Source organism: Hylemonella gracilis, assembly GCF_004328645.1.
GTDB classification, from domain to species: domain Bacteria; phylum Pseudomonadota; class Gammaproteobacteria; order Burkholderiales; family Burkholderiaceae_C; genus Hylemonella; species Hylemonella gracilis_B.
Map to the genome: position 1 here is coordinate 116,162 of NZ_CP031395.1, position 21,273 is coordinate 137,434.

The window sequence follows — 21,273 nt, forward strand, 5'->3', positions numbered from 1 at the left end:
GACAACAGTGGGGGTGGGGCGGCGGAAAACGAACCGGCGCAGCGCGCCACTCAGAAAAGCCGGGTTGCCTCCGTCCCGATCAAATCTGGGCGCGCCGGGCGGCCTTGGTCTGGTACATGAGCACGTCCGCGCGCTGAAGCACTTCTTCCGGATCGTGCTGGCCCGGTTCGACGGCCAACACACCCACGCTGGCGCCGGCGTAGTCCATGGTGATCGCCGCCATTTGAACTGGGCCGACGGTGGCGCCGAACACACGCGCCTGGAACGCCTGCTGGGCCTCTTCGACAACTTCGGCATCTGCAGGCCCCTGCCCCACCACGACGAACTCGTCACCCCCGAGTCGCGCGGCGAAGTCGCCCACGCGCAAGACCGCCTTCAAGCGGTTCGCCATTTCGACCAGGAACTGATCCCCCACGCCATGGCCATGCTGGTCGTTGATGGCCTTGAAGCCGTCCAGGTCGATGAAAGCCACCAGGACCCAGAATTTCTGACGCTTGCCCTGAGCGAGTTGTCGCGCGAGTTCCTGCAGCAAGGCCCGGCGATTGGACAATGTCGTCAACGGATCCGTGGTCGCGTAGGCCGTCAGGCGCGCATTGGCCTGCAGCAGTTGCGCCACCAACTGCTCTCGTTCGATCTGCCGGGCGATCAAGGCCGCGAACAGTTTCAGCAGCCGCTGTGCCTGCGCGGGCTGGGCTCGTTGATCCAGGCTCGCGGCGCACAAAGTGCCATAGATGACCCCATCATCCAGGTACACAGGCGTACTCATATAGGTTCGCACGCCAAGATGACGCACGGCGCCGGCCTCGGGCCAACGCACATCCGCATCGTCCACGAAGAACTGCCCGGACTCCAAGGCCCGCTTGCACAGCGCGTCGTCCCAGGGCACGACCAGGCCCTCCTGCATGTCGAGCCGGCCGGTGTTCCTGGAAAAGAGGATGTTCTGCACGCCTTGCTGCAAATCCACCATCGTCAGGTAAGTGGACTCAAGACCGGTGGCAGCTTGCAACAGCTCCAGCAAGGGCCGGGTCAACTCCTCGACGGATCGGGCCGCGGCGACGGAAGTGGCGAGACGGTCGAGGATGGGATCCATCGCTGCATTGTGCCGCCGGCCCGGGACGATGCCTGCATCCAGGTCCCGCCGGGTGATTGATTGGTAGGGCGTGCTGGGCTCGAACCAGCGACCAAGGGATTATGAGTCCCCGTCTGAACGTATTTTGGTCTGTTGAACGGTGTTTGCCAAAATCACCATTTTCAATAAAATCAACAACATAGCCAGACACCCCGTGCTAGCTCTGTTGAACATAATTCGCCAAAACTGCGTGAAAGTGGCTACATGGTGGCTACATGGGAGACCAAGGGATCATGCGTCCTTTAAAGAATGCCCCCGTCGATCTGACCGCCGCCCAAGAGCTCACCGTTGGGCTCATCGAGCGCCTGACCTGCCCCGAAGGCAAGTCGCAAGCCTTCCTGAGGGACCGCAAGGCGCCCGCCCTGCGCGTGCGCGTCACCCCCTCCGGCGCCAAGTCCTATGTCTTCGAGGCCAAGCTGGGCCGTCAGACAGTGCGCCGCACCATTGGCGATGTGCGTTCATGGACCATCGAAGGCGCCCGCGCCGAAGCCAACCGCCTGCGCGTGCAAATCGACCAAGGTGCCGACCCGCGTGAACAGGAGCGCAAGCAGGAAGCCGAGCGGCGGGCAAAGGCCGCGCTCGAAGCCGTGCAAGTCGTCACCATGGGCGAAGCTTGGAACGCCTATATTGAGTCGCGCCGCTCACGCTGGGGCGAGCACCACTACAACGACCATATCCGCAAGGCCAAGGCCGGAGGGGAAACCGCCATAAGGGGCACCCGTGGGCGCGGCACCACCGTGGCGGGGCCGATTTATCCGCTGCTTGCACTCAAGATGCGCGATCTCACGCCCTCCACCTTGAGCGCCTGGGCCGAGAAGGAAACCGCCAAGGCCCCGACCTCGGCCCGCCTGTCGTGGCGGCTCGTGCGCGGTTTTCTGAGTTGGGCCGCTGAACATCCGCAATACGGCCTCGTCTTGCCCGCACAGAACCCGGCCAAGGCCAAAGTCGTGCGCGAAGTGCTGGGCAAGAGCAAGACGCGCAGCGATGCCCTACAGCGCGAACAGTTGGCGCCCTGGTTTGCCGCCGTGCGCCAGATCGCCAACCCCATGGCGTCGGCCTATCTGCAAGTGCTCTTGCTGACCGGCGCCCGCCCCGGTGAAGTGCTGGCCCTGCGCTGGGACGACATCGACCCTAAATGGAAGGGGCTCAACATCCGCGACAAGGTAGAGGGCGAACGCATCATCCCTCTCACGCCCTACGTGGATTACCTTCTGCACGCCCTGCCCCACGTCAATGAATGGGTGTTTGCAAGTCCCTCCCATGAGGAAAAGAACGCCGACAAGGCCATGAGCACGCCGCACAAGCTGCACGAGAAAGCCTGCACGGTGGCGGGCATCACAGGACTGACCCTGCACGGCCTGCGCCGCTCGTTTAAATCCCTGTCTGAATGGCAAGAGATCCCGGCAGGCGTCGTGGCGCAGATCATGGGCCACAAGCCCAGCGCGACCGCTGAAAAGCACTACACCGTGCGCCCCCTGGATCTGCTGCGCCTGCATCACGAAAAGATCGAAGCCTGGATCCTGACGCAAGCCCATATCGACTTCGACCCGCATGCCTCCGTGAGCCGCACCCTGCGGGCCGTGAAATAGCCGACCGCTAGGGGTAGGGCCACCCGAGCTACTCTTAGCGGAACCGCTAGCGCTAGCGATCCCTACCGGCCCCTACCCATCCCTGGCCCTAGCGGTAGGGCTAGGCGTAGTACCGCCTGCTAGCCACTCCTAGCGCTACCGCTAGCACCCACTACCGCTACCCCGCCTAGCGCTAGCCCTACCGCTAGCGGGAGAGGCCACACGATTCAACACGCATCACTACAGATAAAGTGCGCGTGTCACACATCGTCTTCTTTGCAAAATGCCCGCTCTCAACGACAGTCCCTCTGACAAGGATCCAGAGAAAGCCCGCTTGGTCCGGCAGATCCTGCAACCGCAGGACAACTTCTATAACTTGGCCCTGGCGGCTTCGTATGTGACCGCAGAGGCCAAGAAGAACTTTGAGGCAGTGAAGGCAAAGCGGGACGCCGAAATCGCACAATTGATGGCGCGCCCCTTGCCTGAGTTGCAGGCCATGCGTGCCGCGCAGATGGCCAAAGCCAAGGCCAGTGAAGCCGCCCAAGCTGAAGCGGCACGACGGCGCCAAGCCGATTTGGCTGAAAAGGAAAGCCAGAAGGAAGCCGCAAAGTTCTACAACCAGCCCAGCGCCAATGCGGACTTCGGCTACTGGGCCACGATGGACTTTTGGACCTTCGATGAGGCCTTGGCCTTGCTGCTGGGCAAGGATCCGCGCGTTCTAACCCGCGCCGCCGTGAAAAGCGAATTGACGGCGGAATTCAGCCTCCTGGCCCTCTCCAAGCCGCAGCGCCCGAAGTCCGAGTTTCTGCGCCGGTATGAGGATCTGCGCAATGTTGCGGAACGTGCATCCGCCATGAAACCGGCGCAGCTTCGCCCCGTGGATGTGGTGATATGGGCTGGACGCTCCGGAGCCATCGCGCCACCAAATGAGCTAGTTCAGGCACTTGCGGCACGAGTTAAGCGCTCCCAGCCACAGGCGCCAGACCTTGAAACTGCCGCGTCCCTGCCCACAAAGTCCGCCAAAACATCGCCAGTAGTTGAAACGCCGCTAGCCAACCCAACTCCGACGCTTCTGAAACGCGCCGCCCTGGTTCAACAACACCAGCGCGCATGGCCCACGATAGAGGCAGATCTTCGTCACGCCAACGAAAACGGGCTTTCTGAATGCGCTAAGGCAGAGGAGTTCGGTTATTGGCTTGAAGAGCCCGCCCTTGAATGGGCGCGAACACATGGCAAGCTAACAGTCAGTGCAACAGCAACAACAGCACTACCCAGTATTGTTCACCGCATGGGTCGCTAGTTCGTGCACTCTCGTTGCTCCATTGCGGCAAGAAACCATCAAACTTCAGCTTATGGAATCGGCATCTGACGAGTGCCTGTGCTGCTGCTTATGTATTCCAACGCTGCTCGGTCCCTCGGAATCTCAGGACAGCTAAGGAAGAGAATCTGCACAATTTCTTCCTTGCTGCCAGCAGCGGCTAGAAATTTGTCAGCAAAATCATCTGCCGCATCTAGCAAATTGTGATGCCTCGCATAACTTCGCATGAAATCAGTTTGTGGCGAATTTGGCATGACATGCCGCAGGAATGTCCAATGCATGCAGACCGCAAGACGCCGTTCCTCTTTGGGAACATTGGTCATCCCCAGACAGACACTCTGCATCACCGATTCCCAGTGCTCACGACGCTCTGGATGGAACTGAAGCTCCACAGGAACTATGAGCACATGCTCGATCGCATTGTCTAGAGCACCCAAGGCATCGGAAAACCCTCTATCCCAAGGCGCTTCCTCAGCTAGTACAAGCTTTGGAACCCCCTGGATATGAAATCGCTGCACATGCAGGATTTCATGCCGAACCGCCCCGTCCGGAAAATAGCCATGCGTTGGTGCAAAGAGTTGAACGCTCTGAGCGTTGATCACGATTTCGAGATTACCCGTCCCAGTAGGACCACCTCTGTTCAGTTCAGGACTGGGAACCACCTGAATATCTATACCGGTTTGATCCTCGATTTCATGAATGAACTCCTGTACTGACGTACTCAAACGGGAAAGGAACTCGTGTTGCATGCGTCAATCCTGCAACGATTGACGCCACTAGGCAAGGATTCACCCGAACCTCACCCGGATCTGACCCGAATCCGCCCTGCATTTGTCCCAAAGATGCCGGTGCAAAGAATGGGCAACCATGTTCAACACGCCTAGAGGCGCAAACATGGCAAACCCAACCCGCTTCGTTACCCCGCTTGAGCGAGAAACCCGCGCGGCGCTCCCCACCCCGGAGGCCGCTTTCCACCTTAACCGCGCCCAGCAGACCTTGCGCCTCTGGGCCATGCGGGAGAATGGGCCGATTCGCCCCATCCGGGTTCATGGCCGCTTGGCTTGGCCGGTCTCTGAACTGCGCCGCATCCTGAACGTCCCGACAGCGGCATGAGTGCCGGGATGCCGTCACCCCGTGGGCGCGGGGAGGACGTGTACCGCCTCTCCGATCATGATTGGGCCCGGCTTCGCGTCAGTACCCTCCCGATACGCTGGGCAACCCGTCTGCTCACCCAATGGGAAAACCGGCGCACCCGTCCCGGCGATGGAGACTGGCATGAACTGGAAGCCGGCAGAGCCGCGAACCTGGAATTGCTGCGCCTCACCAATCGCCTCAAGCCGGTTCGAATTCACCTCGACGCATCAGACTCCGAGATTTGTGCGCGTGCGGATGACATGGCCGCGCATTGCGCGCAACTGGCTCAGGTTTACCACCAAGCAGAGCCACTGCGCGCGGCGATGACGCGGCATTGCCTGCGTCAAGGCATCGAAGCACCCGACGAGGACAAGACAGACCACGGCGCCATGGCACGCATGACGGATCCGCTCTGGTGGCGCCTTCAGCTACGCCAACAGCAAGGGCGCGCCGTGGAAGGCGCGGCAATCACCCTGGGCTACGTGAACAAGCGACGTGATATCTACGTCAGCAATGAGACCTTGCAACGACGTCAGCAACAAAACAAACGGAATGCTGAAACCTTGGAAGCGACCAAGGCCCGCAACGAACTCGGGCAGGAATTCACGCTCGCGGAACTGGCCGCAGGCAGCACCTCGAACAAAAGAATCAAGCGGGCCGAACTCATGACGCGCATAGGCGGCTTTGAGCGTGTCGCCACGTCGCTCAGTCATGCGGGCATTTTTTTGACGATCACCTGCCCAAGTCGCATGCACCGGCACCGCACCCTAGGCGGTCGTGTGGAAGAAAACTCGCGCTACGACGGAACGGACCCTAGCCAGGCGCAGGCGTACCTGGGCACCGTCTGGGCCAGGATACGCGCCTCACTCAAGCGCCAGGGGATCTCCTTGTATGGGTTTCGCATTGCAGAGCCCCAGCACGACGGCACGCCCCACTGGCATTTCCTGCTTTTCTGCGAAACAGACCAGATTGAACCCGTGGAATCCACGGTACGCCGCTACGCCTTGGCGGATTCACCCGACGAACCGGGCGCGCACCGGCACCGCGTGGACTGCAAACGCATAGACCCGGACAAAGGCACAGCCGCAGGATATATCGCCAAGTACGTCGCCAAGAACATAGACGGCCATGGACTCAGCCAGGACTACGCGGGAGGTGAATACCTGGAAGCGGAGGGCAAGGACACGGCGCAGCGGGTAGAAGCCTGGGCGACCACCTGGGGCATACGGCAGTTTCAGCAAATTGGCGGGCCACCCGTCACCGTATGGCGTGAGCTACGGCGCGTGGATCACATCCCAGAGGGTGCGCCAGAACATTTGCGCCAAGCACACCGCGCCGTCAACAAGACCACCGTATTCGAAGGCCGCGATACCGCCTCTGTGTCCTGGGCTCACTACTGCGAAGCGCAGGGTGGGGTCACTATCGGGCGGAAATACCGCATACGCATCAGCACCGAGGATCGCGGCGCCGTAGGCCGGTATGGCGAAGGGCTTGGGGCACAGCCCATCGGCATAGAGACAGACGCCATAGAGCACTACACACCACCGCACATGGCACACATGACGCCACTGCCGAGAATTCCACGTCGCGTGCATTGGTTCGTCGCATCAGTCCGCCATGCTTGGGAAATCATTTCCCGTTCAGACGCGGAGCGCCAAATGAAAAAGCGCGCCATCGGCGCGCCTTGGACTTGTGTCAATAACTGTACGAGCGAAACAAAATCGGAGGGAGAAAGACCGGCCTCAAAGCGAACTTCAGCGCCAGATAAACTATTCAAAACTTGTACTCATCCCGCGCGTGTATGAGAAAACAACCCCAAAAAATACCCACCTTAAAAGCTTCACCGGACTCGTTTCGCAACTCGCTTCTTCTGTGGCGGGCTCTCTGGTCTTTGGAGATCCTTAAAGAGCTGCTCTTGGTTTCCTGCATCGTTGTTACGGACTACGTCGAGCAACATTTCAATCGCAAGGGCAATGTTGTCCACGTCTCTTTGATTGAGGGCGTTAGTAACATCTGAAGCATGATTTACGGTTTCTTCATGCCTCTCTCGTTCAAGATCGCTCAGACGCAGCTGGCAAGCTGCGCCAGCTAGCAACTCGACCGTTAGAGCTCGTGGATTCAATTTAACCAACTCCTTGACCCACTCGCCTGGACGATTCTGATTTTTTATGAGTTGGTACTCTGCCCAGCTCAAATCAGCGACGGGAGGATCGGTGAGAGCAAACGGCACGCGGACTAGCCGATCCACTGCTTTATACGCACGCATCCATCGACTATCCCAGCAAGTCGGCCCGCCGAGCCCAGCAAAAAGACCGGTCCATGCATAAACGCTTGGAAATGTGTTCTCGAAGTCCTCTAGCAAAGAAATGTGTGTGGTTCCTTGTCCTACCCAGAATGCGAATGCCGCTAAGTACATTGGCGTCCGAGAGCGAAGCTGGCTGCTTATGCTTGCCTCCTGAACAAGCTTAAGGGACGCACGTTCAAACTCTATTACCCGCTGCTCAATTGGCCCTGATGACATTTTTCGAACGTCAACATTCAATTGCTCTAGGTCAGATATGGCGCCTCGCGGACCTGCTGAGTCCAATGCGCTCATAATCACATGGATAGCATTTGAAAGTTCGAAGTCTTGCTCACCACTGCCTTCTGCTAGGCTCCAAATCGGCTGAAGTACTTCAATCGAAATCGGTTTTCTTGAGAACAGCTTGTCATTCTCAATTTCAGAGATCCGTTGCCGAAGAATCTCGATCGCCTTCTTCGATCCCCGGTATAGCAGGTTCGTACGAGCCACAGCGTAACTAAGACAACCGAACGCTCTAGATACAGGAATCTTGTCAACTGTGCTGGGCCTTTGCCCTTGCGATGCCATCTCGCCGAGTATCACACTCGACCAAACAAATTCTTCATCTACTGCACGGGACAAAGCAATCGAGCCATCGGATATTCCATAGTCCTCCAAGCTAAGCAGCCTAGCCGTCTGTGAAATCGGAAATGCCTCCGGAGCATATGTCGCGATCCAGCCTAACAACTCTGGCGCATCAGCCTCTCGGACTATGACGAGACTCGGTCGCACCTGTGTCACATCTTGATATCCGACAATGAACTCACCAATTGTTGAAGGCAGAGACTCCGAGCTGCGCAGCGATTCCCTGCGGCCTTCCCGTGAGTAGAGAGACCTCACCAGTTCTGCGGGTGCCTCTGTCGTCCAATGCAGCTTCAATTGCATACCAATCCTTAGAACACAGCACCAATATCGGGTATGACCTCAGCCGCAAATGCCGTAGCCATTGCGGCTGGTAGCTTCCCCGTAAAGTAAACACGCAACGAAGTCTTGGCTCGAGTAACCGCAGTGAATTGCAGAGTTCGCCTCCCAAGTGGTCCTTTGTACATTCGTTCTGCGGCAACAATGTTCACCGCACGAAACTCCATGCCCTTGGCCGAATGGCAGGTCACTACGAAGACTCTTTTTCCATCCGGGAAATCTCTTCCATCTTCGCCGTGATACTCCACAAAGTCTCTAAACTCAGCCGCGTCGAACGAGCTACGTACTGCATCTAGCACTCCATGCTTGAAAGTCGGGAGCAAAACTCCCACGGTCTCCCCAGGGAAAGACTTCAGCTGCAATCTAACGTTTTCAGTAAGTTTGAGACACTGCTCAGCCAGATCTGAGCATTTCACGGATTCTGCCGTGGACGGCAACTTTTCGTCGTATTGGCAGCGTTTCAGAAGCGTAGGCTGCCCCGGATCAGGCGGATAGATCGTATCCGCAACGTGGCAAATAGCACGTCCAATTCGGTAGTGAAACTGAAGTAGTCTTTCGGCGTAACCCGCCGCTTTTGCGGCCTCTACTCCATTCCCTGCATAAATCGACTGACGAGTATCGCCAGCAACCATGATGCGAGGCGACAAACGTCCCAGAACCGCTAGCTCCGGCCCCTCCAGGTCTTGCACTTCATCGATAACTATCGCGTCATAGAAACCATTCGGCAATTGCTGCGTTATGTCAGCCAAATGGTTTGAGAAATACTTCCGACTGTCCTCGTAGTGCTCTGGAATGTCCTTCAACAAATCTGGCCGATAGTCCGCTGCAATTTCATAGGCCCATTTCCGATAGGTCTTTACTTGCTCGGGCTCTATGATCTTCTTTGGTCCAATTCCAGTCTTAATGAACTCCGAAAGCGAACGTCCAACTGTTAAAAAGAGAACATTTTTCTTCCCCGCCACTGCCAGCCATTTCAGCCGCAACAAAAGTAGGTTTGTCTTACCGCTTCCAGGCGGCCCAAGAACGATGTATTTCCCATCTTGTGGCAAGTTAACTACTGCCTTTTGTTCGTCAATGAGGTCTTTCTCCTCTTTCCACCAGCTCCCCTGCATTTCAATCCCCTAGTTGGAGTTCAACTTGCGTCGGCTCACCCTGCTCCAGTATCTCCACAGCGCGTACCAACAAGTTTGCTACTACTTCGAATACCGACTGAGCATGAACTTCGAAGTTCGTGCTATCAGGTTCCATCACCGTGACGACCCTTCCGACACGGAATTGAGGTTCGGAGGTTTTATGCACCAATGCACCTTGCACCGTAATGCCTGCCGACCCTCCAGCGCCGTCAATAGCAGGCGGCCAGTGCACTGCGATATAGAAATCAGTCGCTTGATCGGTTGCAGGGAAATGAAGCCGCAGAATTGAACGCGACCAATCGTTGTTCGTCGATCTATCCTCTATCGGGGAATCAGAAAAATTTTCTCTAATGAGCCTATAAACGGATTCAAACAGTGAGCGGGAAACGTCCTTCCGTTCCAATTCTCGCTTTTGTAACTCTTGCTGCTCGGCATGTTGCTTAGTTTTCACCACGCCAAGCGCTGCCAGTCTTTTTTGAACGCCCTTAATATCAGTCGCAGGCGTCGAGAATCTTTCCCAATCAACTAGCTTTAGTCTCTTATTTGGATCTTTGATGAGGCAGTGGAGAGCAAGGGTCCGAAGCTCGATCGGCACATCTTTGATCCCATCGAAATTTGGAGTCTTTTGCTGTACCGCTAGTGCAACTGCATAGCGATTTCCCGTCTTTGCTTCTTCCTCGAACATTGGCGACCTGACAATCAGATCATGGAGGACTCCGCCTACTTGGTAAACGGTAAGTGCGGTCCAGAGTCCCGGCGATGGCGGCAGTGTTCGAAATAGATACTCAGGAGAACTGTACTGAGCAGTAGCAATGAACGGGCGCGCATCGCCGTAATCAGTGTTGTCTGCTCGATCCTCATCAACCGTTGCCTCGCGGACTACGCCAAGATCTATCAATACGAGCTTGTCAAATTCTGGTGAGATCAGAATATTTGCCGGCTTGATATCACGATGCACCAAGGTCTTTGATTCCAAGAACCTTACTGCCTCAATCAGCTGCCCCATTAATGGATAGATAGCATCGCGAGGTACATCTATCAGCACCCTGGCTAAGTCTTTCCAAGGAAAGTAGTCCATTTCTATGAAACAAGTCTCCTGCTCGAAGGACACGTATCTCAATTGGACCAGGCTGGAGCAGGTATGACCGATTAGCTGGCGCTGAAGCTCAATGCGCCTACGTTCCGCAGTGCCCCCCTTGCCAGAAAGAAACTCCGGGAGATACACCTTAATCGCAACATCGCCCGAACTGGTTTCCGCGCAAAAGACTGCAGCGGATCCGCCAAATCCAAGGCGACCCCCAAGCTTATAGCCCCGACTAGCTGAGTATGTCGCGCATTGCCTTTGAAGCTCCTCAAGCTGGAACTCGGTCATCTCCGCCATTTGCCCCCCAAGACAAACTGGTTGTGCTCTCCGTACTTTACCGCTCTCTGAAGGGCTTGAATTGCCTGCGGAGACCCCTAAACTCACACGCTCATTGGCTACATGATGGCTACATAAACCAAAAATAAGAAAGCCCGCTATTAAATTAATAGCGGGCTTTCTTTTGTTTATCTGGTAGGGCGTGCTGGGCTCGAACCAGCGACCAAGGGATTATGAGTCCCCTGCTCTGACCAACTGAGCTAACGCCCCCCACGCATGCACCGCAAGCGCCATGCATGCGAAGTGGGAGATTGTAAGAGGGGCTCGAACCCTGTCGCTCTGCCTCGCGCCTATTTGCCGTGGCTCAGCGCGTTGCCCAGCAGCTTGGAGGTGACGTCAACGATCTGGATCATGCGGTCGTAGGCCATGCGGGTAGGGCCGATAACCCCCAAGGTGCCAACGATCTGACCATCCACCTCGTAAGGCGCGCTGACCACGGACAGTTCCTCGTAAGGCACAACCTGGCTTTCGCCGCCGATGAAGATGCGCACGCCTTCGGCCTGGCCCGCGCTGTCAAGCAGGCGCATGAGCTGCGCCTTCTGCTCGAACAGATCGAACGCCCGGCGCAGATGGCTCATGTCGCTGGAGAAGTCACTGACCGCCAGCAGATTGCGCTCGCCCGCAATCACCACCTCTTCCTGCGGCTGGCTCATGGCCTCGGTGCCGACGGTGACGGCCGCCTGCATCAGCGCGGCGATCTCGCCGCGCAGCTTCTCGACTTCGCCCTGCAGGCGCTCTTTCACCTGTTCCAGGGTCAGGCCCAGGTAATGGGCGTTGAGGTAGTTGGCGGCTTCGTTGAGCTGGGAGGCGGAATAGTCCGCCCCGGTGAAGATCACACGGTTCTGCACGTCGCCCTCGGGCGAGACGAGGATGACCAGGATGCGTCGCTCGCCCAGACGCAGGAATTCGATGTGGCGAAAGACCGACGAGCGGCGTGGTGCGACCACGACGCCGACGAACTGCGAGAGGGAGGACAGCAGATTCGCCGCGCTGCTGATGACTTTCTGCGGTTGGTCGGGCACGAGTTGGTGCGGCGCGAATTGGGGCGAGGCCACCTGCTCGCGCTGCACCGTCAGCATGGTGTCGACGAAAAGTCGGTAGCCCCGGGCCGTGGGCACGCGCCCGGCGCTGGTGTGCGGGCTGGCGATCAGACCCAACTCCTCCAGATCGGACATGACGTTGCGGATGGTCGCCGGCGACAGCTCCAGCCCCGAGGCGCGCGACAAAGTGCGTGAACCGACCGGCTGCCCATCGGCGATGTAACGCTCCACCAGCGTCTTCAGTAGCAACTTGGCACGGTCATCCAGCATGGAAAATCATTCTAACGACGCGCCTTGTGCGCACTTGCCCGATTCTTGCAGAACCCTGCCCCGGCAGGATTGAAAGTCGGCGCCGATACTGTATATTGATACATACCAACGGTTTCCACCATGAGCCTCCAATTCCACCAAGTCGCCCTGATCGGCCGCTACCCGCTCGCCTCACAGCCCGGCGGCAACCCGGGTGCGGCCAGCGGCCGGGCGCGGCCAGCGCTGGGCGGCATCGCCGCGCTGCTGCAGGCGCAAGGCTGCGCCGTGGTGGCGGAAGCGCAGACCGCCACCGCCGCCGACGGTCTGGAAGGCCTGCCCACCCTGGCGCTGGAAGACATCGCCGCCCGCTGCGATCTGGCCTTGGTCGTGGGGGGCGACGGCACCATGCTGGGGGCGGGCCGGGTGCTGTTCCACCCCGGCACGGGCCAAGGCCTGCCGCTGATCGGCATCAACAGCGGCCGCCTGGGTTTCATCACCGACATTTCACTCGACAGCTACGCCAGCGTGCTGCCGCCCATGCTGCGGGGCGAGTTCGAGGCGGAAGGGCGCGCCCTCATGCGGGCCCGGGTGCTCCGCCCAGGACCGGACGGCGAACGCTGCGTCTTTGACGCCCTGGCCATGAACGACGTGGTGGTGCACCGAGGCAACTCTTCGGGCATGGTGGAATTGCACGTGGAAGTGGACGGCCGTTTCGTCGCCAACCACCGGGCCGATGGCCTCATCATCGCCACGCCCACCGGTTCCACCGCCTACTCGCTTTCAGCTGGTGGCCCCATCCTGCATCCCGCCATCGCCGGCTGGGTGCTCGCACCGATCGCGCCGCATTCCCTGTCCAATCGGCCTGTGGTCCTCCCCTCGGACTCGGAAATCTCGCTGGAGATCGTTTCAGAGCGGGAAGCCATGGTCAATTTCGACATGCAGACGCTGACCGCGCTGCAGCAGGGCGACCGCATCCTGGTTCGTCGCTCGGCGCACACCGCGCGCTTCCTGCACCCGCGCGGCTGGAGCTATTTCGACACCCTGCGCAAGAAATTGCACTGGAATGAAACCTAGATTCGACTCACCCCAGGCTCCGCGCCTTGTTGGGCGCTGCGCCGCCCCCCTTGCAGGGGGCGCTCCCAGCAGCCCAGCCAAGCCGGTTCTGCGGGAGCCCTCGCCTGGGTTGATCGGCAACCCACCATTTGAGGAGCGTCACGCAAATGGCACTTAAGAGAATTGTCCTGCGGGACTTCGTCATCATCAGCGAACTCGACCTCGAATTCGCGCCCGGCTTCACCGTCCTGACCGGCGAAACCGGCGCGGGTAAGTCCATCCTGATCGACGCGCTGCAACTCGTCACGGGCGCGCGCGCCGACACGGGGCTGATCCGCGAAGGCGCGCCGCGCACCGACGTGAGCGTGGAGTTCGACCAGTGCCAGCTCTACAACGCCTGGCTGGAAACCGCCGGCTTCGACACCGGCTTCGACCCGGGCGCCACGCTGCTGCTGCGCCGCACGGTAGACACCCAGGGCAAGAGCCGCGCGTGGATCAACGGCAGCCCCGCCACGGCCACGCAGCTGCGTGAACTGGGCGAACAACTGTTCGACATCCACGGCCAGCACGCCTGGCAAAGCCTGACCCGCAACGAGGCCGTGCGCGGCTTGCTCGATGCCTACGGCCGCATCGACACCGAGTCGCTGGCCCGTGCCTGGACGCATTGGCGGCAGACCGTGAAAACGCTGGAAGAAGCCCGCGCCGCCCAGGACAAGCTGCAAAGCGAACGCGAGCGCCTGAGTTGGCAGATCGGCGAGGTGGAGAAACTCAATCCCCAGGCTGGGGAATGGGAGACTCTCAACACCGACCACGGCCGCCTGGCCCACGCCCAGGCCCTGTTGGACGCCGCCCAGGCTGCACTGGACGCCCTCGATGGCGGCGACGACGGCGCGGACGGCAGCGCGCGACACGCACTTGGCGCGGCGCGCCAGTCGCTGCAAAATCAGGAGCACCTAGAACCGGAATTCAAGGCCCTCTCGGACGTTCTGTCCTCCAGCCTGGCGCAGGTGGAGGACAGTGCGCACAGCCTGCGGTCCTATTTGCGCCGCACCGACCTGGATCCGGAACGCCTGGCCGAACTCGACGCGCGGCTGACGCAATGGATGGCCCTGGCCCGCCGTTACAAACGTGCGCCGGAGGAATTGGCCGCCGCCCTGGTGGGCTGGCGCGAAGAGCTTGCCCGCTTGGACGCCGCGGCCGATCTGGACGCGCTGCAAAAGACGGAACAGGACGCGCGCGCCAGCTACATGCGGGCGGCGCAGACCGTCTCTCAGGCCCGCGCCGTCGCCGCGCCCCGCCTGGCCCAGGCCATCACCCAGGCCATGCAAGGACTGGGCATGGAAGGCGGTCGCTTCGACGTGGCGCTACAAACAACCGAGCAGCCACAGGGACACGGTTTGGAAGAGGTGCAATTCCTCGTGGCCGGGCACGCGGGCAGCACGCCGCGTCCCATCGGCAAGGTGGCGTCGGGCGGTGAGCTGTCGCGCATCGCGCTGGCCATCGCCGTCACCACCAGCCAGCTCGGCGCGGCGCAGACCCTGATCTTCGACGAAGTGGACTCCGGCGTGGGCGGTGCGGTAGCCGAAACTGTGGGGCGCCTGATGCAACGCCTGGGCCGCGACCGCCAGGTACTGGCCGTGACGCACTTGCCCCAGGTCGCGTCCTGCGCGGACAACCATCTGCAAGTGTCCAAGCAGCGGGAAGGCAGTGCCACGCTCAGCAGTGTCGCCCCGGTGCAAGGCGAGGCACGCGTGCAGGAAATCGCGCGCATGCTGGGCGGCGAGCGCCTGACCGGCGCGACCCTGGCCCATGCCAAGGAAATGCTGCAGGACCAAGGGCAACCCGGCCTGATCTGAGCAGCACCCGACCAGCACGCGCAGAATCTCTGCCATGGAAATCGTCCTCATCACCGGCATGTCCGGTTCTGGTAAGTCGGTGGCGCTCCACGCGCTCGAAGACGCGGGCTATTACTGCGTGGACAACCTGCCGCCCGAACTGCTGGAACCCTTTGTCGCGCTGGAACAGCGCCAAAGGGCTCGCCACGTCGCCATCGCCGTGGACGTGCGCAGCGCCACCTCGCTACCGCAACTGCCGGCCTTGCTGACCACGCTGCGTGAGCAGGGTCACGCAATCAAATCCCTGTTTCTTGATGCCGCGACCGACACCCTGGTGCGGCGCTATTCCGAGACACGGCGCAAACATCCACTGTCCAACACGCCAGTCGCCATCCCACTGACGGGCACGCAGACCGCTGGTGCGGCGGACAAAAAAGCTGCGACGCAGGCCGGGAAGGACGTGGACATCGGTGAGGCAATCGATCCCGACCGCGCCCTGATCGAAGCCATCGAGCTGGAACGCGAGCTGCTGGCCGACTTGCGCGACCAAGCACAGGTCATCGACACCAGCGTGCTGCGCGCCGGGCAATTGCAAAGCTACATCAAGGAAGCCATCCGCCTGCCAGGCAACTCGCTCACCTTGGTGTTCGAATCCTTCGCCTTCAAACGCGGCATCCCGGTCGATGCGGACTATGTGTTCGACGTGCGCATGCTGCCCAACCCGCACTACGAACCCGGGCTGCGCGAGCTGACCGGACGCGACCAACCCGTCATCGACTACCTGCGCGCCCAGCCCGAAGTCGACCTGATGCGCCAGCACATCGAACGCTTCCTCAACCAATGGCTGGCCGCCCTGCTGCACAACCACCGCAGCTACGTCACGGTCGCCATCGGCTGCACCGGCGGCCAGCACCGCTCGGTCTATCTGGTCGAGGAGCTGGCCCAGCGTTTCGCGACGCGCTGGACTACGCTCAAGCGGCACCGGGAAATCGCCTAACTCTGCTGCTCCAGCAGTTTCCGGACCGGCGCTGGCAAGCCCAGAGCGGGCCAGGCGTGCGCCGCATGCCAGATGCCTTGCTCCGAGACCTTCACCGAAGCCGGCAAGACCATGTGCACGGGGTGCAGATGCAAATCCTTGTGCGTCAGCACGTGCTTGAAGACCGGCAGTTCCCGCAGGCCCTCGCGCTGGCTGGCCGGCACGGCCGCTTGCAGCAACTCGAAGCTGTCGAACAGTTCCAGGCAATGCAAGCCCGCCCAGACACTTTTCAAGGCATCTTCCGTACCGCCGGACGCAGGCCGCTGACGCAGCCAGACCGCGCCCTCGCGCGTCTGCGCCCACAGGAGCCAGAGGGATTGCGCCGTGCGCTTGAGCTTGCGGGTCTTCACGGGATAGACCTCGGGACGGCCCTCGCGGCGGGCCACGCAGAGGTCAGCCACCGGGCACATCAGACAGCCGGGCTTGCGCGGCAGGCAGACGGTGGCGCCCATGTCCATCACTGCCTGGGTGTAACGGGGCATGCTCTGGTCCAGGTCGTCGCGAGGCAACAGCTCATCCGCCAATTTCCACAAGGACTTTTCCTGCGCGGCCTGCGCGAGGTCACCGCCAAAGCCCAGCGCGCGCGTCAGCACCCGCTTGACGTTGCCATCCAGGATCGCGACGCGCTCGCCAAAACAGATCGAGGCGATAGCCGCCGCCGTCGAACGGCCGATGCCTGGCAACTCCTGCAAGGTGGCCGCGTTGCGCGGAAACGCGCCGCCATGCAGCGTCACCACTTTCTGCGCGCAGGCGTGCAGGTTGCGCGCCCGGCTGTAATACCCCAGGCCGCTCCAGAGCGCGAGCACGTCGTCGAGCGGCGCCGCGGCCAGCGTGGCCACGTCGGGAAAGCGCTGCAGGAAACGGGCGTAGTAGTCACGCACCGTCGTGACCTGGGTCTGCTGCAGCATGATTTCCGAAAGCCAGACCCGGTAAGGGTCGTGCGTGTTCTGCCAGGGCAAATCATGGCGACCGTGCACGGCCTGCCAGCGCAGCAGGCGATCGGGCCATTGCGCCACCTCTGCGGCCGGCATCAACGTGGCGGATGTCATGGTCTGTGGATCACGCTTGCTCATGTCTTCTGACAATGGGCGCAGAAATATGTCGCCCGCTGGCCCTGCCGGATCAACTTGATGGGGTGGCCGCAGATGGCGCAGGGTTGCCCGTCACGGCCATACACCTTGGCCTCGAACTGGAAGTTGCCACGTTCACCCACGGCGTTGCTGTAGTTGCGCAGCGTCGTGCCTCCCGCAGCCAGGGCGCGACCCAGCACATCGCGTATCGCCGCGTGCAGCCTCGCCGCACGCGGCTTGCTGAGGCGCGCCGCGGACAGCGTGGGGCGGATGCCCGCGAGGAACAGCGCCTCGGACGCATAGATATTGCCCACACCAACCACCACATCGCCCGCCAATAGCACCTGCTTGATGGCGCTTCTGCGCTTTTTCAGCGCGGCATGGAAGGAGTCGGCGTCAAAATCCGCATCCAGAGGCTCCACGCCCAACCCGTCCAGCAGCTTGTGGGCAATAGGCGCGCTGTCGCTGTCGGCCCAGACCACGGCGCCGAAGCGGCGCGGATCGTTCAGGCGCAGCAGGCCACGGTCGGTCTGCAGATCGAAATGGTCGTGCGCCCCTCGAGGCCTCACGCCTTGCGCCGCCTGATCGGTGAAGCTCAAGCTGCCGGACATGCCCAGGTGCAGCAGCAGCAGACCTTCGTCCAGATCCAGCAAGAGGTATTTGCCGCGCCGCCGCACCCCTCGAACGCGCCGCCCCACCAGCTGTTCGGAGTCAATGCCCAAGGGCCAGCGCAAAGGCAGGCCTTGCCAGGCGGACACGATGCGCGCGCCCGCGATACGGTCCACAAAGCTCAGACGGGTGGCTTCGACTTCGGGCAACTCAGGCATGGAACGATGAAAAGACGCTGGAAAAACGGACATTATGAAGAGGGACAAAAGGCGTGTGCGCCTTGGCTTATCATGGCCCGACCCGATCCGGATCGCTTATGTCAGCCCTACGCCCGCGCCTGCCCGCCTTGCTCCTGCCTGCCTTGCTGGCGCTTCTGCTCCCCCCGACCCAGGCCGCATCGGCCACACCTTCCAAGGCACCCGCGCTCGCGGATGTCCAGACTCCGGTCGCCGTGGAGAACTCCGCCCTCGATGGCGAACTCTTCTACCAGCTGCTGCTGGGCGAGTTGAGCGCGCAGCAAGGCGAAACAGGCATGGCCTATTCCCTGCTGCTCAATGCCGCGCGCAAGACCGACGAAGGGCGCCTGTACCTGCGAGCCATCGAAATCGCCCTGCGCGCACGCGCGGGTGATTCCGCTTTGCAGGCTGCCCGCGACTGGGCCAAGGCCCAGCCCGATTCTGCCGAAGCCAATCGGTATGTGCTACAGATTTTGCTGGGCCTCAATCGCCTGGACGACACCGTTGGACCACTGCAACGCGCACTCGCGCTGGCCGCGCCGCGGGAACGCCCCGTACTGATCGCCACGCTGCCGCTCTACTTCTCCCGCAGCAATGACAAGGCGCACGCCGCCGCCGTGATGGAGCAGGCACTGCGGGCGCAGTTGCTCGATCCGACCCAACTTCCGAACCAGACCACACCGCTCGACAAGGCCACGGGTGCCTCGGCCTGGAGCGCGGTGGGCCGCATGCGCCTGATGGCGGACAACCCGGCTGGCGTGTTGGAGGCCGCGCGACGCGGCGCCGCGCTCGACCCGCGCGCGCCTGAACCCATGCTGCTGGCCATGGCCTTGCTCTCGCCCCAACTTCCCGCGCGTTACGCCCCGCAACGCGATGAGGCCAGCGAGCTGCTGAGCCGTCACTTCGCCAGCAGTTCCTCCGCGTCCCCGAGCCTGCGGTTGAACTACGCACGCGCCCTGGTCGACGCGCAGCGTTACGCCGAAGCCCAGGCCCAACTGAAGATCGTGACCCAGAGCCAGCCCGATCTGCCCGATGCCTGGCTGCTGCAAGGCATGCTGGAACTGCAGGACAAGCGCCCGTCCAATGCGGAAAAATCCCTGACGCGTTTTCTCGCGCTGATCGAAACGCAACGCAAGCAAGCCATGCCTCCAGTCGGCACGGACGAGGATGAGGACGACGAGGGTGCCGATGTCGAGCAGGACGGCAACCAGGTCATCCGCCTTCAGGACGGTCAGCAGGCCATCAACCGCGCGGTTGCGCAGGCCTGTCTTGCACTGGCCCAGATTGCCGAGCAACGCAAGGACTACAAGGGCGCGGAGGCCTGGCTTGCGCGCATCGACACCCGCGGCAACGCGGCCGAGCAGTTGCGCGTGCAGCGGCAACGCGCCGGTCTGCTGGCCCGGCAGAATCGCATGGACGACGCGCTGGCCATGATTCGCAGCCTCCCAGACGGCAGCCCCGAGGAAGCGCGGGACAGGCTCTATGCCGAGGTGCAACTGCTGCGTGACAACAAACGCTATGTCCAGGCCTATGCCCTGCTCGACGAAGCCACCCGGCGCAACCCGCAGGACTACGACCTGCTGTACGACCTGTCCATGATGGCCGAGAAGCTGGGCAGGGCGGATGAAATGGAACGCATTCTGCGCCGCATCATGGCGGAGAAGCCGGACTATCACCACGCCTACAACGCACTGGGTTACTTCTTCGCGGACCGCAACATGCGCCTGCCCGAGGCGCGCGCGCTCATCCAGAAGGCCCTGGACGCCGCGCCCGAGGACCCCTTCATCACCGACAGCCTGGCCTGGGTGACCTTCCGTGAAGGCGACAAACAGGAAGCCCTGCGCCTGTTGAAACAAGCCTACACAAGCCGACCAGACGCCGAAATCGCCGCCCACCTTGGCGAGGTGCTCTGGAGCACGGGACAGCGTGACGAGGCACGCAAGGTCTGGCGGGAAGGGCTGGAGCTGAACGTCACCAACGAAACCTTGCTCGACACGCTGCAACGACTGGGCGTCAAGAAGCCCTGATCGCGCGGCCCGCCACAACTCGCTTGATGCGAAAGGCCCCTGACGTCATCTGCGCCCTGCTGGCTGGCTGGGCATGGGTATCGGGAAAGGCGCCGGAGAACGCTACACTCGCCCGCCATGTCGCTGCCCCTGCATGATGTCTCCGCGCCCGCCAAGCTGAATCTTTTTCTGCATGTCACGGGCCGACGCGCCGACGGCTACCACCAGCTGCAGTCGGTCTTCACCCTCATCGATTGGGCTGACACCCTGCACTTCGAGGCTCGCCCACACCGGCAGCACGACGGAGGTCTGAGCCGCGAGGACCTGACCACGCCCTTGCCCGAGGACGACTTGGTGCTGCGCGCCGCCCGCGCCCTGCAGACCGCCACCGGCCATGCTGGTGGCGCCCACATCGCGATCGCCAAGCACGTTCCGGCGCAAGCGGGCCTGGGCGGAGGATCTTCCGACGCGGCCTCGACCCTGCTGGCGCTCAACCGTCTGTGGAAACTCAAGCTCGGTCTGGAGCAACTGGCGGCGATCGGCCTCACCCTCGGCGCGGACGTCCCGTATTTCCTGCACGCGGCAAATGCCAGCCATGCGACGGCCTGGGTCGAGGGTGTGGGCGAGCGCGTCATACCCTTGCCTGCTGGCCTGGAGCCGAGACTGCTGCTGCCTGGCCATGCCCTGCTGGTGGTGAAGCCGGAGGCGGGCCTGGAGACTGCCGCGATTTTCCGTGACCCGACTTTGAAACGCGATAGTTTTGCTGCTACAATCACAGGCTTTGCTGCTGACCCCAGCTTGGATTCAGCAAGTACGGAAAATTCGGGCGACCTTGGGCAAAATCAAAGCGCGCAAGGTTTCAAGAAATTCCTGCTTGAGGATTCACGCAACGACTTGCAGCCGGTTGCCCAGCGGCTCTGCCCTGGCGTCACGCAAGCCCTGGAATGGTTGAGTTCCCTGGGTTTGTCGGGACGGATGACCGGTTCAGGCAGCGCGGTTTTTGCATGGGTGCCGCCTGACATGCATGTGCGTGCCAGGTTTTCAAGCTCGGCGATCGCCGTGCCCGCCCGAATGCAGAGCCGCTGGTGCAACAGTCTGGACGTCCATCCGCTTGCCAATTGGGCCTAGTGGGCGAATCCGGCGGCAAAAGAGAACGTCAGGGAGTTCGGATTCAT

17 protein-coding genes and 1 tRNA gene are annotated in these 21,273 nt (G+C 61.2%); 9 read left to right on the top strand and 9 right to left on the bottom strand.

From position 1 onward, the window contains the following. Positions 1–79 precede the first annotated feature (79 nt). Complete coding sequence (locus tag DW355_RS00505) at positions 80–1,090, bottom strand: GGDEF domain-containing protein (RefSeq protein WP_131276928.1); 1,011 nt, start codon at positions 1,088–1,090, stop codon at positions 80–82. A gap of 272 nt (positions 1,091–1,362) precedes the next feature. Between DW355_RS00505 and DW355_RS00510 the strand changes: the two genes are divergently transcribed. Together DW355_RS00510 and DW355_RS00515 are read left to right on the top strand one after the other, a co-directional pair. Next, a complete protein-coding gene (locus DW355_RS00510) occupies positions 1,363–2,718 on the top strand; it encodes a tyrosine-type recombinase/integrase (RefSeq protein WP_131276931.1) in 1,356 nt (451 codons plus the stop codon). A 262-nt stretch (positions 2,719–2,980) separates the two neighbouring features. Further along, entirely contained in the window at positions 2,981–3,997 is a 1,017-nt protein-coding gene (locus tag DW355_RS00515) for a hypothetical protein (protein WP_131276933.1), read from the top strand. Between the two features lie 50 nt (positions 3,998–4,047). Here DW355_RS00515 and DW355_RS00520 read toward each other — a convergent pair whose 3' ends face one another. Beyond that, positions 4,048–4,764, bottom strand: coding sequence for a hypothetical protein (locus DW355_RS00520; protein WP_131276935.1), 717 nt, complete (start codon positions 4,762–4,764; stop codon positions 4,048–4,050). A 118-nt stretch (positions 4,765–4,882) separates the two neighbouring features. Here DW355_RS00520 and DW355_RS00525 point away from each other — a divergent pair, with 118 nt between their 5' ends. Beyond that, the gene (locus DW355_RS00525) at positions 4,883–5,128 is read left to right on the top strand and encodes a DNA-binding protein (protein ID WP_242671264.1); all 246 of its coding nucleotides are present in this window, start codon (positions 4,883–4,885) and stop codon (positions 5,126–5,128) included. Between the two features lie 38 nt (positions 5,129–5,166). Next, complete coding sequence (locus DW355_RS00530) at positions 5,167–6,954, top strand: replication endonuclease (RefSeq protein ID WP_165493101.1); 1,788 nt, start codon at positions 5,167–5,169, stop codon at positions 6,952–6,954. A gap of 35 nt (positions 6,955–6,989) precedes the next feature. Here the strand turns inward: DW355_RS00530 and DW355_RS00535 are convergent, their stop codons facing one another. From DW355_RS00535 to hrcA, 5 genes are all read right to left on the bottom strand, one after another. Continuing rightward, entirely contained in the window at positions 6,990–8,375 is a 1,386-nt protein-coding gene (locus DW355_RS00535) for a hypothetical protein (protein ID WP_131276940.1), read from the bottom strand. 8 nt (positions 8,376–8,383) lie between these two features. Continuing rightward, complete coding sequence (locus DW355_RS00540) at positions 8,384–9,523, bottom strand: ATP-binding domain-containing protein (RefSeq protein WP_131276943.1); 1,140 nt, start codon at positions 9,521–9,523, stop codon at positions 8,384–8,386. Position 9,524: 1 nt separating this feature from the next. After that, positions 9,525–10,925, bottom strand: a complete 1,401-nt coding sequence (locus DW355_RS00545; protein ID WP_131276946.1) for a protein kinase domain-containing protein — start codon at positions 10,923–10,925, stop codon at positions 9,525–9,527. 172 nt (positions 10,926–11,097) lie between these two features. Beyond that, positions 11,098–11,174 (bottom strand) — tRNA-Ile (locus DW355_RS00550). An 80-nt stretch (positions 11,175–11,254) separates the two neighbouring features. Next, positions 11,255–12,274, bottom strand: a complete 1,020-nt coding sequence (hrcA, locus tag DW355_RS00555; RefSeq protein WP_131276948.1) for a heat-inducible transcriptional repressor HrcA — start codon at positions 12,272–12,274, stop codon at positions 11,255–11,257. Positions 12,275–12,394: 120 nt separating this feature from the next. Here hrcA and DW355_RS00560 point away from each other — a divergent pair, with 120 nt between their 5' ends. The 3 genes from DW355_RS00560 to rapZ all read left to right on the top strand — a co-directional run bounded on the left by DW355_RS00560 (position 12,395) and on the right by rapZ (position 16,138). Then, positions 12,395–13,327, top strand: a complete 933-nt coding sequence (locus DW355_RS00560) for an NAD kinase (RefSeq protein WP_131276951.1) — start codon at positions 12,395–12,397, stop codon at positions 13,325–13,327. A gap of 146 nt (positions 13,328–13,473) precedes the next feature. Further along, positions 13,474–15,162, top strand: a complete 1,689-nt coding sequence (gene recN, locus DW355_RS00565; RefSeq protein WP_131276954.1) for a DNA repair protein RecN — start codon at positions 13,474–13,476, stop codon at positions 15,160–15,162. A gap of 34 nt (positions 15,163–15,196) precedes the next feature. Continuing rightward, the gene (gene rapZ, locus DW355_RS00570) at positions 15,197–16,138 is read left to right on the top strand and encodes an RNase adapter RapZ (RefSeq protein ID WP_131276957.1); all 942 of its coding nucleotides are present in this window, start codon (positions 15,197–15,199) and stop codon (positions 16,136–16,138) included. Here rapZ and mutY read toward each other — a convergent pair. Beyond that, positions 16,135–17,226 (bottom strand): A/G-specific adenine glycosylase, encoded by a 1,092-nt coding sequence (gene mutY / locus DW355_RS00575; RefSeq protein WP_242671265.1) that lies wholly within the window; start codon positions 17,224–17,226, stop codon positions 16,135–16,137. The genes rapZ and mutY overlap by 4 nt on opposite strands. Before the next feature lie 20 nt (positions 17,227–17,246). After that, on the bottom strand, positions 17,247–18,074 hold the full coding sequence (gene mutM / locus DW355_RS00580; RefSeq protein ID WP_131276960.1) for a bifunctional DNA-formamidopyrimidine glycosylase/DNA-(apurinic or apyrimidinic site) lyase: 828 nt from the start codon (positions 18,072–18,074) through the stop codon (positions 17,247–17,249). Between the two features lie 98 nt (positions 18,075–18,172). Here mutM and DW355_RS00585 point away from each other — a divergent pair, with 98 nt between their 5' ends. Next, positions 18,173–20,119, top strand: a complete 1,947-nt coding sequence (locus DW355_RS00585; protein ID WP_131276963.1) for a tetratricopeptide repeat protein — start codon at positions 18,173–18,175, stop codon at positions 20,117–20,119. A 117-nt stretch (positions 20,120–20,236) separates the two neighbouring features. After that, positions 20,237–21,226, top strand: a complete 990-nt coding sequence (ispE, locus tag DW355_RS00590; RefSeq protein WP_131276966.1) for a 4-(cytidine 5'-diphospho)-2-C-methyl-D-erythritol kinase — start codon at positions 20,237–20,239, stop codon at positions 21,224–21,226. Positions 21,227–21,273 lie beyond the last annotated feature (47 nt).